Here is a 15,884-nt window from a genome sequence, read left to right as displayed (position 1 = left end):
CCACCTCTTTTCAGAAGTGACGGTCAAAAATAAATTTATGTTAAAACCTATGAATTATAGGTGAATACACTCATCATATGCTTGAGCAACAGCTTCCATAACTGCCTCAGACAAAGTTGGGTGAGGGTGAACAGCCGTGATGATTTCGTGAGCAGTAGCTTCTAGTTTACGAGCTGCAACTGCTTCAGCAATCATTTCAGTTACGTTCATACCGATCATGTGACATCCTAACCACTCTCCGTATTTTGCATCGAAGATTACTTTTACGAAACCTTCTTTCGCGCCAGAAGCAGATGCCTTACCTGATGCTGAGAATGGGAATTTACCCACTTTGATATCGTAACCAGCTTCTTTTGCTTTTTCTTCAGTGAAACCTACAGAAGCAATCTCTGGGTAAGTGTAAGTACAGCCAGGGATGTTGTTGTAGTTCATTGGCTCAGGAGTCATACCTGACATTTTCTCTACACAGATAATTCCTTCGTGAGAAGCAACGTGTGCAAGAGCTGGACCATGAACGATATCTCCGATAGCATAAACGCTAGGGATGTTAGTTTGGTAATAATCATTTACCAATACTTTACCTCTGTCGTGTGCTACACCAACTTCTTCAAGACCAATTCCTTCAAGGTTTGTCTCAACACCAACTGCAGAAAGAACTACGTCACACTCGATTACAGTTTCTTTCTCGTTTTTGTTGTTTTTAATTGTAACAACACAACCTTCGCCAGAAGTATCAACGCCAGTTACAGCAGCGTTTGTCATTGACTTGATGCCTTGCTTCTTGAATGATTTCTCAAGTTCTTTAGCAACGTCTTTATCTTCGTTTGGAACAAGTGTTGGCAAGAATTCAACAACAGTTACCTCAGTTCCGATTGAGTTGTAGAAATAAGCAAACTCAACACCGATAGCACCAGAACCCATTACAACCATTTTCTTAGGTTGTTTTGGAAGTGTCATTGCTTGACGGTAACCGATGATTTTTTCTCCGTCGATAGGAATATGTGGCAATTGTTTCGCTCTACCACCAGTAGCCAAGATTACATTTTCTGCTTCATAAACTGTAGCAGTGCCATCTTCCGCTTTTACTTCAACTTTGTTTTTGTCAACAAGTTTACCGAAGCCCATAAGTTTCTCAATCTTATTTTTCTTCATAAGAAACTCAACCCCTTTACTCATACCGTTTGCTACACCACGGCTACGGTTGATCATGCTGTCAAAGTCAACGTTCGATCCGCTTACTTCCACACCATAGTCTTTGGCATGTTGTACATAGTTGTATACTTGAGCCGATTTAAGTAGTGCTTTTGTTGGAATACAACCCCAGTTCAAACAGATACCACCAAGGTTTTCTTTCTCAACGATAGCCACTTTCATACCTAGTTGTGAAGCACGAATAGCTGCAACGTAACCACCAGGACCACTACCAATGACAATCAGATCGTATTTAGCTGACATGTTTATAAAAAGTTTAAAGTTTTCAAATATTATTTTTCGTTTCCTAAATTGACACAAAAATACTCTTCTAAACACAAAAAAAAAATGGAATAGGAGAGCTGTGTCATTGCTTTGGGAAAAACAGGCTCAACAATTTATAGCACTTTAACCCAATTTGCTAACAGCATATTTCAATAAAAGTTGTGATTTATAAGAAATGTTAACTAATTAATGGGATGAATTTTAGTTGGAAAATCGCTCTATTGGGGCTTTTAGTATTGAGTGCGTGTCAGAAAAAAGAGATCAAAACAGCGGTAAGTGATCCGAATAATGATTTCTTAGTCAAGATTCATACAGAACTAGGAGATATTTATGCTGTTTTATACAAGGATACACCAAAACATAGGGAAAACTTTTTGAAATTAGCACAGGAGGAATTCTATGATAAGACCTTATTTCATAGAGTAATACGTAATAGTATTGTTCAAGGTGGAGATCCTACATCAAAAGATGCACATAGAGGACAGAAATTGGGAAAAGGAGATATTGGTTACACAATTCCTGCCGAGATGAACCCAACACATTTTCATAAAAAAGGAGCTTTGGCTGCTGCTCGTTTACCCGATTCGGTAAATCCAGAAAAAGAATCAAATGGAAGTCAGTTTTACTTTGTGGTAGGGAAGAAATTCTCTGAACAAAGTTTGAAAAAAGAATTGATTGATTATAAAAAACTTATACCCGCTTTTAGGGAATGGCTCAAGAAAGACGAATTAATTGATCTAAGGACAGAAGTCTATTGGGCAGACATGGATAATGATCAGAAAAAGGTGATGAACTGGGCTGTGCAAAACAAGGAACAAATAGAGAAAGAATTGAATATTGAGCTTGACCGAACAATTTCTGAACAAGCTAAACAATTTTACCTTACAGAAGGCGGTATGCCATTGCTTGATGGTGATTATACGGTGTTTGGTGAAATTGTAAAAGGCATGGAAGTCGTGGAAAAAATGAGTAAGCTCAGAAAGGATAAATATGATCGTCCGATCGAAGACATCTCAATGGAAATCACAGTATCTGAAATACCAAAAGATAAGCTGCGTTTAGAATTTGGTTACGTGGAATAAATAAATGAATATTCATTCATTTAACGAATGTGAATTTTTTTAGTTTAGGTGTTGAAGTAACAATAAATATTTTCATATATTGCGCTATACACGGCCAATTTATTAGGCTTTCTTTGTATGGGTGATGTCAGTCTTATCAAAACCAACAAAGATTTTTATGAGAAGCCCATTAAGCTTACAATCAGCGGCTTTCAGGGACTTTTTCAATCACTAATTTACGATAAACAGCAACATTCAGAGGGGGATTTTTTATGTCAGTTGTTTATTAAAAATTTTTAAATTCAATGAAAAAACTATTTGTATCTGCAATTGCATTATTCGCATTTGCCTCGACTTCATTTGCACAAGAGAAAAAAGTAGAGTTTGGTTTGAAAGCTGGTGCTAACATTGCATTTGTAACTACAGAAGCTCCAAACCCTTACGCTAAACAAATTTACGGTCCAATGTTCGGTGGATTTGTTAACTATAACGTATCAGAGAAATTTGCAGTACAATTAGACCTATTGTACTCTCAACAAGGAATTCAAGTTGACGGCCAACCAATCGAGGAGACTGATGATCTAATGGCTGTAAGGTCAGATTTAGATGCTCTTCCAGCGTTGACAGGTATTGCTTTACCAATTGATGGTCAGGGAACTGTAAGCCGTTATTATACTTATAACTACTTAAATATTCCATTAGTAGCAAAATACGAAGTTGCTTCAGGTTTGAAAGTAATGGCGGGTGCACAAGTTGGTATTTTATTGAATGCTAATAAAAACTCTTCTAACAATGTATCAGCAGAGGCTATTGCAGGTTTGGAAGGAAACATTGCTATGTTAGGAGCGATGGCTACAGCTGTTCAAGGACAAGCAGATGACGCAATGGCACTTTCAACACAAATGCAACAACTTATTGATGCAGGTATGGGTGATGATCCTCAAGCTTCTTTAGGAGGTGCAACACCTAATCAAGTTAAAGCTCAAGCTGATGCAGGTTATGCAGAAGCTACTGCAGGTGTAGCTCAATTGAGTGGCGCACAAGCATTGTTACAAGAAAAAGGTGATGACTTATTAGAAGAAGGCGATTTTGATGTAACTGATTCATTCATCAAAACAGACGTAAGCTTAGTATTTGGTGCTGAGTACGAAATGCCAAGTGGTCTTTTCTTCGATGCTAGATTCAACTTGGGTTTAAGCAATGTAAAAGCTAACCCAGCTGACGGAGAATATGTAAAGAACAGAGCTGTTCAAATTGGCGTAGGATACAAATTCTAAGCAACACATAGATTTAACAACCTATTTTTAGGTTTCAGTCCTCAAGTATTACACTTGAGGACTTTTTTTATTTCAAAATTTCAGCGCTCATTTACCTTTGTTTAAGAAATTATTAAATGTTGCATAAAATTATACAGGAAACTGAAAACATCTTTAAAGTTTCCTTAGTTTTACTCTTGAAATTAAGGAGTGTTTAAATTGGAAGTAAAGGAAAGAATATTGACGATAGCCGGGGAGCTGTTTAGAGACTTCGGAGCAAAGAGAGTCACAATGGATGATATTGCTACCGAGTTGGGAATGTCTAAGAAGACAATCTATCAATATTATAAAGATAAGAATGCCTTGGTCTATGAAGCTACAAAAGTAGTATTGGAGCGCCAAGAACGAGAACTTCAACAAATTGAAGAAGAGGCAGAAGGAGCTATGGATTTGGCCCTTCGCACAACAACATATTTTCGAAAGGAATTTGGGAATGTCAATCAAGCTATACTTGATGATTTCCGAAAGTATTATCCAGAGACTTGGGAGCTTTACCTCTCTTATAAAAAGAATTGTTTCATCGGAAGTATCACCGAAAACATTCAGAAAGGACAAGAAGAGGGCGTTTTTAGAAAAGATGTTGATATCAATTTAATCTCAAAGCTCAGAATACATCTAGTTGAATTGGGTTTCAATAAAGATACATTCCCTTTAGAAGATAAGCCTTTACATTATATTCAAGACCAGTTGTTTGAGGTCTTTCTCCGAGGAATTGCTACGGCAAAAGGATTGGAAATTATAGAACAGTATACCGAGAAAATTAATAACTAAATATAAGGATGAAACGCACCGCTTTTCTGAAAACTACACTTACAATCTGGGCATTTCTGAGCTGCTCTATTTCAATAGCTCAAGCCCAACAAAATGCAATGCCCGAAGATAAAACGGCATTTTCTTTACAAGAGTGTATTGACTTTGCGTTGGAAAACAACAGACAGTTGATACAAGCAGGAATGGACGTGAAAATTGCCGAAGAACAAGTAAAAGAAGTAATCGGTACGGGACTTCCTCAAATTAATGCGGAAGGTCAAATTAGTTATTCACCTAAAATTCAGAGAGCCATTTTACCTGCTCAATTTGCTGGTGGTGCTGAAGGTGATCCTGATGTCGCTATTCCTTTCGGAGTAGCATACAATGGAAATGCCGCTGTTAGTGTGAATCAACTTTTATTTGATGGGACATTCTTTTTAGGCTTGAAAGCATCTCGTGTTTTCCAAAGTCTATCAGAAAAACAATTAGTCGCTAATAAAATTGACTTGGTTGAGAATGTGATCAACGGTTATTACGCAGTTTTGGTAACTGATGAACGTTTGAAGCTTTTAGATCAAAACATCAAAAACTTAAACTCATTGTATGAGCAAACAGAGCTTCAATACAAAGAGGGGTTTGTAGAGAAAAATGATGTAGACCGTCTTCAAGTAAGTTTGAACAATATCAAAACTGAAAAGACAAAGTCGAAATATTTAAGAGATTATAGCTTGAAGTTACTTTTAGCTGTAATGGGTAAAGATGTAACTGATCAAGTAGTATTATCTGAAACACTAGATGATATAGATGCAAGTGCATTGGTAATTGATGAATCTTTAAGTCGACCAGTGGAAGAGCGTATTGAGTTTAGTATCATCAATACAAATGAAGATTTAAAAGGCTTCCAAGTAAAACAAGAGCAAGTAGGTTACCTACCTGGTTTGTATGCTTTCGGGCAATACGGTTGGAATGATGGTGGATCTCAACTATCAGATATGAATAATTGGTTTGGTAGTTCTATGTTGGGTGTTTCTCTTCGTTTCCCAATCTTCGATGGTTTGCAACGTCATAGAAGAATCCAACAACGCAAGCTTGAAGTCTTGAAAGTTGAGCAACAAAAGAAAGATTTGCTAAACCAATTGACACTTGAGCAAATCCAAACAAGAGATGACTTGGAGTCTTCTATTGAAGTATTGAAAATCCAAAAACAAAATATGGAGTTGGCTGCTAGAGTTTATGAGCATTCAAAAATCAAATTTGAAGAAGGTTTAGGTTCTTCATTGGAGATTACAGATGCCGAAACTTCTTACAGACAGGCATCTACTCAATATTATAGTTCTCTTTACGATGCGCTTATTTCTAAAGTAGCATGGGAGAAAGCGAACGGAATCTTATATACTGAATAATCAAAATTTAGCACACAACAAATCATACTATATACCAACATGGCATCTTACAGAGAGAAAATCGCCGTAGCGGCAATGGCGTTCTTATTAGCAGCCTGTGCCGACGATTCAAAGTCATTGGAAGAGAAACAAGCATTGCTTGAACAATATAAAAGTGAGCACGCAGTACTTAGCTCAAAAATTGAACTATTAGAAAAAGAAATTGCTGCAGGAGGAAATATTGTTACAGTTTCAAACTTGAAACGCGTAACAGGTTTCCAAACAGAATTGTCTCAATTTGAGCATTTCGTGGAAGTTCCTGCAAATATTACTTCAGATAAAAACGTAACTGTTTCACCAGAAATGAATGGTCGTTTGACACGAATTTTGGTAAAAGAAGGACAGTATGTAAAAAGAGGACAACGTCTTGGTCAGCTAGATACAGAGGTATTGAATAAGCAGATCGAGGAGATTAAAACAAATCTTGACCTTGCAACTACGCTTTATGAAAAGCAAGATAGACTTTGGAAACAAGGTGTAGGTTCTGAAGTACAATACTTACAAGTGAAAAACCAAAAAGAAACTTTGGAAGCAGGCTTGGCAAGTTTGGAAGAGCAAAAAGGAAAAGGATATGTATTGGCGCCAATCAGCGGTACTGTAGATGATATCTTCGCTAATGAAGGAGAACTTGCAGCTCCAGGTCAGCCATTCGCTCGTATCGTAAACTTGAATAAAGTAGAGGTTGTAGCCGAAGTATCTGAAGTTTATAGCAAGCAAGTTAAGAAAGGTGATGAGGTTACAGTTCGTATTCCATTGATGAATGACGAATATAAAAGACCAATTCTTTCTGTAGGGAAATTCATCAACCCACAAAACAGAACATTCCGTATTCAAGTAGAATTAGATAATCGAGAAGCAGAACTTAAGCCAAATACAATGGCAGTAGTTCGTATTCGTGACTACCAAAAAGAAGACGTAGTAGTACTTCCTTCATACTTGGTACAGCACTCAGCTGATGGTACAGAATTCGTTTATGTCTTGGAGAATAAAGGCGGTGAGAGTTTTGTGAAGAAAGTAGTAGTAACTACAGGTAAGTCATATGCTGGTAAAACGATGATTGAGGAAGGATTGGCTGCAGGAATGACAATCGTAGATAAAGGCTACAGTGACGTAACCAACGGAGAGAAAGTCGTACTTGTAAAATAAGCTTAGCTCCTTACAATTTATTTTCGATAAAAGTAATATAGCATATATGTTTTAATGAATGTCGCTTTTCATTAGAACCAAATAATCGCAGAGGGTAAAGTATTTCTTTTGAGGAATTATAGTCTTCATTTTTTGTCTTGACACAAAAAACGAAGCAAAAAAAGTCAAGTCCCATTCGATCTACTACCCACAAGCCCCCCGAGCTCCACACGATGGGACAAGTTACTCTTTTGAGTAGTGGGAGGATTGCCTCAAAAGCGGAGAAGCAGCGGATGTGCGTTGTCCGTTTTTTATGAGGCTTGATTTTCTTTGGTTCGTTTCTTTGATCAAGCAAAGAAATGAACACTGTAGAGTGAGTAAAAGCAAAAGTCTCCACAGTGCATGACAAATTAAAATGAAAGGGTATTCCCTTTTTCCAATGTCTGTTTACTTATTCTCTTTTACATTATCATTTTGCTATTGAAAAAAAGGTTATGGAAAAAGACCAGAACAAAAAAGCATTAAAAGAATTTGGCTTAAGTAGCCTCTCTATAAATAACAGTACGAGTGTCTTTATCTTGACAGCGATTATTGTTGTTTTCGGTATGTTCTCATACAGCTCAATGCCGAAAGAACAATTTCCAGAGATTCAGTTACCGATGGTGTATGTAAACACTATTTATCCTGGTAACTCTCCTGTAGATATTGAGAACTTGATTACTCGCCCGATTGAGAAAGAACTGAAATCAGTTAAAGGAGTAAAAGAAATTAAATCTACATCGGCTCAAGATGTTTCAGTAATTATTGTTGAGTTCAACGAAGATGTTGAAGTTTCTAAAGCGCTCCAAGATACCAAAGATGCCGTAGACAAATCGAAGAAGGAACTTCCTACCGATTTGGATACCGATCCTTCCGTAATGGAGATGGACTTTACCGAAATCCCTGTAGTGGTTGTAAACCTTTCGGGTGATTTCGAGATAGACAAACTTCAAGAATATGCTGAATACCTAGAAGACGAGTTTGAAGAGCTTTCAGAAGTTTCTCGTGTAGACATTGCAGGTTCAGTAGAAAGAGAAATTCAGATCAATGTTGATCTATTCAAAATGGACGCAATGAAGGTGTCTTTCGGAGATATCGAACAGGCGGTTGCCAATGAAAACATCTCGATGTCAGGGGGTGATGTCTTGACGGATGGTTTCCGCCGTTCATTGCGTGTCACTGGAGAATTTAGTACTGCAGAAGAATTAAAAAATATCATTGTCAAATCAGAAAAGATGAATACTATCTATCTGAAAGATTTGGCAGAAGTAAATGATACTTACGAAGAGCGTAAGAGTTATGCAAGACTAGCGACTTCTAAGTTTGCAACAGAAGGTGCAAATCCTGTAATCTCTCTAAATGTATTGAAGAGAGGTGGTGAAAACCTAATTGAGGCAACTAAGAAAGTAAACGCTATTCTTGATAAGGCAAAAACAAGTGGACAGCTTCCTTCTAACTTGGATATTGTATTGACACAATCTCAAGCAGAAGACATGAAGAAGCAAATTGATAACTTGGAGAACTCTATTATTTCTGGGGTGATCTTGGTAGTTATGGTTTTGATGTTCTTCATGGGACTTCGTAACGCTTTGTTGGTAGGTATGGCTATCCCATTATCTATGTTTATGGCTTTCATGCTTTTGAGTATGATGGGAATTACCGTAAACATGGTTGTACTTTTCGCCTTGATTCTAGCACTTGGTATGTTGGTAGATAATGCTATTGTAATTATCGAGAACATCTACCGTCTGAGAGAAGAAGGCTATAACAAAGAAGCTTCATCTAAAGAAGGTGCTGGAGAGGTTGCTATGGCAATTATCTCTTCTACAGCAACAACTTTGGCAGCTTTCGTACCATTGGCATTCTGGGGAGGTATCATGGGAGAGTTTATGAAATACCTTCCAATCACTTTGATCGTGGTATTGGCTTCATCACTATTTGTAGGTTTGATCATTAACCCAGTGATGGCAAAAGCATTCATGAAGATTAGCAATAGCCCAATTGTTACTAACAAACAAAGAAACTTGATTATCGCAGCGGTTACAGCGGCGTTTGCTTTTGTATTCTATTTCATTGGGGAAACTTACACAATGGGTAATCTGTTGATGTTCTTTGCTCTGATGGGAATTGCAAATATCTATTTGTTACGTCCAGGAGCATATTGGTTCCAAAATGTATTGCTTGTAAGAATTGAAGAATTGTACTTAGGCTCATTAAAATTTGCCTTGAAAGGTTTCCGTCCTTATGCAATTTTTGGAGGAACATTTATCTTCTTGTTTGCCGCAGTTGGTTTGTTTGGAAGTTCAGAACCCGAAACATTACTTTTCCCTGAAAATGAACCTCGAAATGTTTTCATGTATATCGATGCACCACTTGGTACTGATGTAGAGGAAACAAACCGTATGACAAAAGAGGTTGAGGCTAAATTATATAAAGAACTTGCTGTTTACTCACCAATCATTGAGTCTATTGTAACTAATGTCGGTGAAAACACAGGAGACCCTCAAGAACCAATGGGTGGTGGACAAGTAACACCGCACAAGAGTAAAATTACACTTACGTTCGTTCCGTTTGAAGACCGTTTTGGTATTTCTACAGCTGAAGTATTAAAGGTTTGTTCAAACTTGATGAAAGAAATCCCAGGTCTTAAAGTTGTAACTGATAAAGAGCGTAATGGACCACCAACAGGTAAGCCAATTAATATCGAAATCAAAGGTGAAGATTACGAAGTCTTGATTGCTGAAGCTGAAAAAATGAAGGCTAAAATTGAGCAATCAGGAATTGAAGGAATTGATAAGTTGGGTATCGATATCAATGTTGGTAAACCAGAAATGTTGGTAAACATAGACCGTAATAAAGCTCGTCGTTTTGGCGTATCAACAGGTTTGATCGCTTCAAACTTACGTACGGCAATTTATGGTAAAGAAATTTCTCAGTTCAAAGATGGCGATGACGATCACCCGATCATGCTTCGTATGAAAGATGAGTATCGTTACAATATTTCATCTTTGAATGATCAACGTATTACTTTTAGAGACAATCAAGGACAGTTCCACCAAGTGCCAATTTCTTCGGTAGCTAACTTGGAGTATTCTTCTACAGTTGGTGAGGTAAAACGAATTGACTTGGACAGAGTAGTCGTACTAAGCTCAAATATCACAGAAGGTTACAACCCAAATAGCGTTGTATCTGAAGTACAAGAGCTGATGTCAAATGAGAAATTACCTGAGGGTTATTCTTACGAATTTACGGGAGAACAAGAGGAGCAAGCAAAATCTATGGAGTTCTTGTCAAGAGCAATGATGATTGCAGTTTGTGCGATCTTCTTGATCTTGGTATCACAATTCAACTCATTCTCGAAGCCATTCATCATTATGATGTCTGTACTTTTCAGTTTGATTGGTGTATTCTTAGGTTTGTTTGTCTTCAAAGATCCGTTTGTAATCATCATGACAGGTATTGGTATTATCTCTTTGGCAGGGGTAGTTGTAAACAATGCTATTGTATTGATAGATTATACTGACCTTTTGATTAAGCGTAAGAAGAAGGAACTTGGAATGGAAGAAGGAGAAGAGCTTGAAAAATTACAGTTGATCGATTGTATCGTTCAAGCTGGTTTTACTCGTCTTCGTCCAGTATTGTTGACAGCAATTACAACTGTACTTGGATTGATTCCTTTGGCAACAGGACTAAATATTGATTTCTTTGGCTTGTTTGCTTCCTTTGAACCTAATATCTTTATGGGAGGAGAAAACGCAGACATGTGGGGACCAATGGCATGGACGGTAATCTACGGATTGGTGTTCGCTACTTTCCTTACATTGATCGTTGTTCCAGTAATGTTCTTATTGATCACTCGCCTAAGCAACTGGGTAAAAGGATTGGGAGGTAAGAAAAAGGCTAGCCCATCTATTGATTTAGGTAAGGCATAATCCACTTAATTAGACTGCAATTGAACAAACATACAGGTCGTCTCAGCAATGAGGCGACCTTTTTTGTTTATTTCTATAGTATTTGAAGGAGAATAATAGGCTATTACGAACTCTAGAATAAACGAAGTGGTCTAAGGATTTATCTATGAAAGCAAGAGTCTAAAGACTCTAATTCCCATTTCTTAATTCGAAGATCACTTCGTTAACTCTTCGAATAGAATATCCGTTTTGATTTGTCTCACTACTTAGAAAAGTGTGATTCTGAAAACTGTACTAGAATTTACTTTCTATTCGGGTATTCAATTGGAGAAAGTGAAACATGAAGGTGATCGGCTGTACCGACATGTCTAATCACATTGAAGCCAAACATCCTAAAATAAATAGTGACTAAAAAATTCCGAATTTCACTTCGATCATTGACTCTGATATCCATCGCGTGTGAATACCCCGAAGCCTGTACATAATGCAGAGATAGTTGTTTGGTTGCTAATCCCATCTTTTTGTAATCCTTTGGAATTCTTTTAGCATCTGTAATCAATAAATCTTTATCCATAAGCATTAGTGTTCGAACTCCTAATCTTAAAAAAGGATGAAGTGAAGTGTATTCCGCTTGTATCTCGGGATGTTTTGAGTTTTTGGCAGAAAAAGAAAGCATTGCAAAAACACAGTAACCAATCAATAAAACAGTTGTGAAATAAAAATTCCAACGAAATTCAAGAGGAGTGATAAACTGCTTTCCTAGTAATTTTCGATAGATAAAAGTTACATAGATCAGCAGCACAAAAAGAGTAATTGCTAAGCCCAAAATAAAGGCAAGCCAGGTGTACATTTCAAAGTATTGATACAAGAAGATACAACCTCTGATCATAAGCCAAAAAGGAAAACCTAAAAGCAGAATAGGTTTCAATACGAAACTTAGAATTTTTAAACCAACAGATTTCTTCTTTTTGGAAGGTTCTTGTAGGGTATATGAAGTAGGCATAAGACGATTTGAAAAGTCTGAATCATAATTTATGGTCAAAAGATAAAGTATAGTATTCAAACTACAAAGCTTGTGTTTTTCAGAAAGAAGCACTGAATCACGAAAACAAAAGTCGTAATTGTACGATTTACTATGAGAATACTTAGAATAATCTCATCAACATAACCACTTACATTTTGGAACTAGAGACAAACAAATTACTCGATAGCCAATCGTTGAAGCAAGAATTAGAAAGTTATCGTGAAGCACTTTTACAACATGAACTTTACCCAAATATCAATACTCTAGAAGCGCTTCAAGTCTTTATGAAGCATCACATTTATGCGGTTTGGGATTTCATGTCATTGCTTAAAGCTTTACAACAAAAATTGAGTTGTACGACTATTCCTTGGATACCACAGGGCGAGCCAGAAATGCGTAGACTCATCAATGATATTGTAAGAGATGAAGAAAGTGATTTAGGTTTTGACGGTCAGTCTGCAAGTCATTACGAGATCTATTTGGATGCTATGCAAGAAGCTGGAGCAGATACATCTGAAATCACTTCATTCATTGAAAAGATCAGAAGTGGGGAAAGTGTAGCGTATGCTTTAGATGCACTAGAGCTACCTTCGTCAATCAAAGAGTTTGTCAACTTTACTTTTGAAACGATCGCAGAAGGCAACGCACATGTAATTGCGGCTGTTTTTACTTTTGGTAGAGAAGACTTAATTCCGGATATGTTTACCCAAATTGTTCGAGACTTGAACTCAGAAAATAAGCTAGACAAATTTGTCTATTACTTAGAAAGACACATTGAACTTGACGGTGACGAACATGGTCCTTTAGCGTTGCGAATGATTAAATTATTCTGTGGTGATGACCCTGTGAAATGGGAAGAGGCATTGATCGCGAGTCAAAAAGCTTTAGCACTCCGAATCAAACTTTGGGATGGTATCCAAGAGGAAATTTTGGAGTTGGTTTAGTCTAATAATTCTTCAATTTTCTGCTGATTACGCTTTTCAATTGTCTGATAAATCTTCTGCTCGAAAACATCAAAATCTTCTTTTTCACATGAGTAATTGATTTGCCCATTTTCCAAATGATGGAGTTTATCACAAACATTGGTAAGCGTTTCTAGCACATGAGAAGTAAGAAGAATAGTTTTTCCTTTCTCTTTGAGTTTTAGAAGAAGTGAGCGGATAATTCTACTGCTCTCCAAGTCTAAACCATTGAAAGGCTCATCAAGAATCATAATCGCTTTATCTTGTTTTAGCATAGCAAGAAAAGCGATTTTCTTTTTCATACCTGTAGAATAATTCTCAATCAAATCATCAAGAGGTAAGCCGAAAAGAGCATTCCATTCTTCGATATTGAAATCGGTATTTTTTACCAATTCAAGATACTCTCGAGCAGTAATATTGGCATAGAAATAGTTTTCGGTAACAAGGTATGCAATCTGTTTTTTAGTGAGTGGTTCACCATTGAAAAGTAGCTTTCCTTCCAAAGGTTTATTTAAGCCAAATAGAGTATGAAGAAAAGTAGTTTTTCCTGCTCCGTTCAAACCTACAATTCCATGAATCTGATTTTCTTTTAACTCTAAATTGAGGTGATCAAGAATAAGTTTGTCCGATGAGTAAGCGAAACAAAGGTCTTTAACTGAAATCATGGAGGTAGGTATTTAAGTTACGAATAGCTTTAAAGTAAAAACGAATTGACATGAGAAGTACGATTGGTAACATTAGTGGAAAAAGAATACTAATGAAACCCATAACACCGAAAGTACTTACGGCAGGGATTCGTTCTTGAGGTCTGTAAAATGCATATTTGAGTAAAATCAAGTAACAATGAATAAGTACCATTAGTCCAAGTTCTACGACAGGGATATACCAATGTTCAGGGTGAAAAAGGTGAAATACGGCTACAAGTGGAAGACAAATGATAGAAAAAATAGAAAGCTGAATTCTAATCTTTTGAGCTAAAAATGCCTTTGCTGATTTCTCATAAACCAGTATAAAAGATAGCGGTTCATTTTTCTCGTAGTAGTTGATCGTGAGAAAGCCAAAGAAAAAGAGAGCGATAGGAACAGCTCCAATAAAGAAGGAACATACGAGTGCTATTCCCCAAATGATCATACTATAATTTGCATTCGATTTTGCCCATGCTTTCCACTCAAAACTTTCCGATGGAATCCATTTAGAAAATACGTTGTTAGTCGTTTTTCTTTTAAGCCTAAAATCAAGTTGACTTAAAGCTACAGGGTAAAGGAGTGTAATGGTTAGAGCAATCCAATGTTGGTGAATGATGCTACAGCAGATAAAAGGTAAGGAGAGAATGAGGTATTCTGATAAAAAAAGGAAGGCAATACTTTCTGTATGAAGTTTCAGGAATTGTCGGTCATTTCTTTGAAAATGTAAGTTCCCAATACCAAAGCATTGTAAAACTAGAATGATGAAAGCATTTTGTGTTGTGGAAGAAAACTGAAAAATGTAGGCAAGCCCTCCAGAGATTAAAAAGAGTAGTACAAGACTTCTAAGAAAACCTAGACCTTGTAAGCTTCTGAGTATTTGTTTGTACCTAATAAAAAGTAAGGCAGTTAGCATATTTTGAGTGTGGTATTTTTAGCTAAAAAAAGGATGTAATTGTATCACTACAAAAACATCCTTATCAATTAAGTTTATATATCGATTAGTTCAATGATGGTAATCTGAAGATGAAATCATCTAATACCGAATTGAATCTAATTTTAGCACCACGTTTAGCTTCAGTGTAAGCAGGTTTTCCTTCGCCCATAATCTGAAGAATCTGTGACATTGCTTCTGTTCCTTCTTCATGAAGAACACGGAATTCTCTTACCTCAGCATCAAATTGATTAGCTACTTCATTGATTTTATCAATAGCATCAACTTTGTATTGATAGTAACGATTCATCACGATACAAGGAGAAAAGACCTCTTTAGATGCTCCAAAAAGCTCCTCACAATATTGAATAGAAGGGAAGAAATCGCCATTTCCACCTAATACACAATATACATTGACCTGAATATTCATGCTTTTGATATCTTCAATCACTTCAAGTACGCCATCTCCTTGTAAGTAGCGAACGAAATGCTTTGAAGTTTCAGCTCCCATATCGCAAAAGCACTCATTGTAAGTTGTTTGCTCTGCAAAGTCATAAAGGAAGTCATCAAACTTTGTACGGTCAATATCACTTTCGTTGCTTTTCAGCAAATCAACCTTTGAAGGGTTTGTAAAATCACAAAGTTGAAGTGTTGATTGCGACTCAGGATCCATGTCAAAGAATACTGCATTTGTTGCATTCTCTTTCATGACTTTGTTGGCAATCATATAGGTAAAAGTAGATTTACCCACACCGCCTTTGGATTGGGTAATGAAATTTATGGTTTTTTTCATAGGATATTGATTATTCGAATCTAGCTTTTTTGTTTGAGGTTTGTCGTTTAGAGTAGCAGTTTGAGTTGAAGGTGTAGGATCATTTTTGCGTTCTTTATTCTGACGCTTTCTTAGGAAGTTTTTTTTACCTAATCGAATCCTTTTCATCTTCAAAAAACTGTTTACGGTTCAAAAAATTTTCAATACAGTTTAAAACATCACTTAAATACGAGTCCTATTCTGTCATAAATGATGTGACTCATTGGGTGGTTCATAACAACGTAAACACCCATTATTTGAATAGTTCAAATATAAAAAAATGTCGATGTTTTTCATCTTATGAAATAATACATTCATCGAAAAAAATGAATGATTGAGCTTCAAAGCCA

The 15,884-nt window shown here is 36.6% G+C and carries 12 protein-coding genes; 7 read left to right on the top strand and 5 right to left on the bottom strand.

Going from position 1 to position 15,884, the window contains the following annotated elements; all coding sequences use genetic code 11:
- Window positions 1-54: 54 nt before the first annotated feature.
- The gene (lpdA, locus tag BC781_RS24680; RefSeq protein WP_109623097.1) at window positions 55-1,455 is read right to left on the bottom strand and encodes a dihydrolipoyl dehydrogenase; all 1,401 of its coding nucleotides are present in this window, start codon (window positions 1,453-1,455) and stop codon (window positions 55-57) included.
- Between the two features lie 215 nt (window positions 1,456-1,670).
- Between lpdA and BC781_RS24675 the strand changes: the two genes are divergently transcribed.
- The 6 genes from BC781_RS24675 (at window position 1,671) to BC781_RS24650 (ending at window position 11,141) form a co-directional block, all read left to right on the top strand.
- Entirely contained in the window at window positions 1,671-2,558 is an 888-nt protein-coding gene (locus BC781_RS24675; RefSeq protein ID WP_109623095.1) for a peptidylprolyl isomerase, read from the top strand.
- A 284-nt stretch (window positions 2,559-2,842) separates the two neighbouring features.
- Window positions 2,843-3,814 (top strand): outer membrane beta-barrel protein, encoded by a 972-nt coding sequence (locus BC781_RS24670; RefSeq protein WP_109623092.1) that lies wholly within the window; start codon window positions 2,843-2,845, stop codon window positions 3,812-3,814.
- 198 nt (window positions 3,815-4,012) lie between these two features.
- Window positions 4,013-4,624, top strand: coding sequence for a TetR/AcrR family transcriptional regulator (locus tag BC781_RS24665; RefSeq protein ID WP_158281579.1), 612 nt, complete (start codon window positions 4,013-4,015; stop codon window positions 4,622-4,624).
- An 8-nt stretch (window positions 4,625-4,632) separates the two neighbouring features.
- Window positions 4,633-6,006, top strand: coding sequence for a TolC family protein (locus BC781_RS24660; protein ID WP_109623088.1), 1,374 nt, complete (start codon window positions 4,633-4,635; stop codon window positions 6,004-6,006).
- A 39-nt stretch (window positions 6,007-6,045) separates the two neighbouring features.
- The gene (locus BC781_RS24655; RefSeq protein WP_109623086.1) at window positions 6,046-7,191 is read left to right on the top strand and encodes an efflux RND transporter periplasmic adaptor subunit; all 1,146 of its coding nucleotides are present in this window, start codon (window positions 6,046-6,048) and stop codon (window positions 7,189-7,191) included.
- A gap of 473 nt (window positions 7,192-7,664) precedes the next feature.
- Entirely contained in the window at window positions 7,665-11,141 is a 3,477-nt protein-coding gene (locus tag BC781_RS24650) for an efflux RND transporter permease subunit (RefSeq protein WP_109623084.1), read from the top strand.
- A 280-nt stretch (window positions 11,142-11,421) separates the two neighbouring features.
- Here BC781_RS24650 and BC781_RS24645 read toward each other — a convergent pair whose 3' ends face one another.
- Window positions 11,422-12,183 carry a hypothetical protein gene (locus tag BC781_RS24645; protein WP_158281578.1) on the bottom strand — a complete coding sequence of 254 codons (762 nt, stop codon included), beginning with the start codon at window positions 12,181-12,183 and terminating at the stop codon, window positions 11,422-11,424.
- 116 nt (window positions 12,184-12,299) lie between these two features.
- Between BC781_RS24645 and BC781_RS24640 the strand changes: the two genes are divergently transcribed.
- Entirely contained in the window at window positions 12,300-13,088 is a 789-nt protein-coding gene (locus BC781_RS24640) for a DUF3050 domain-containing protein (protein WP_109623080.1), read from the top strand.
- Here BC781_RS24640 and BC781_RS24635 read toward each other — a convergent pair.
- The 3 genes from BC781_RS24635 to BC781_RS24625 all read right to left on the bottom strand — a co-directional run bounded on the left by BC781_RS24635 (window position 13,085) and on the right by BC781_RS24625 (window position 15,663).
- Complete coding sequence (locus BC781_RS24635) at window positions 13,085-13,771, bottom strand: ATP-binding cassette domain-containing protein (protein ID WP_109623078.1); 687 nt, start codon at window positions 13,769-13,771, stop codon at window positions 13,085-13,087. The genes BC781_RS24640 and BC781_RS24635 overlap by 4 nt on opposite strands.
- On the bottom strand, window positions 13,758-14,705 hold the full coding sequence (locus BC781_RS24630; protein ID WP_109623075.1) for a hypothetical protein: 948 nt from the start codon (window positions 14,703-14,705) through the stop codon (window positions 13,758-13,760). The genes BC781_RS24635 and BC781_RS24630 overlap by 14 nt, the downstream gene beginning before the upstream one ends.
- An 85-nt stretch (window positions 14,706-14,790) precedes the next feature.
- Entirely contained in the window at window positions 14,791-15,663 is an 873-nt protein-coding gene (locus tag BC781_RS24625; RefSeq protein WP_109623073.1) for a P-loop NTPase family protein, read from the bottom strand.
- Window positions 15,664-15,884 lie beyond the last annotated feature (221 nt).

Origin of the sequence: Sediminitomix flava, from assembly GCF_003149185.1 — a bacterium.
Classification (GTDB): domain Bacteria; phylum Bacteroidota; class Bacteroidia; order Cytophagales; family Flammeovirgaceae; genus Sediminitomix; species Sediminitomix flava.
Note: the sequence above shows the minus strand (reverse complement) of the source record. Positions and strands in the feature narration are given on the sequence as shown.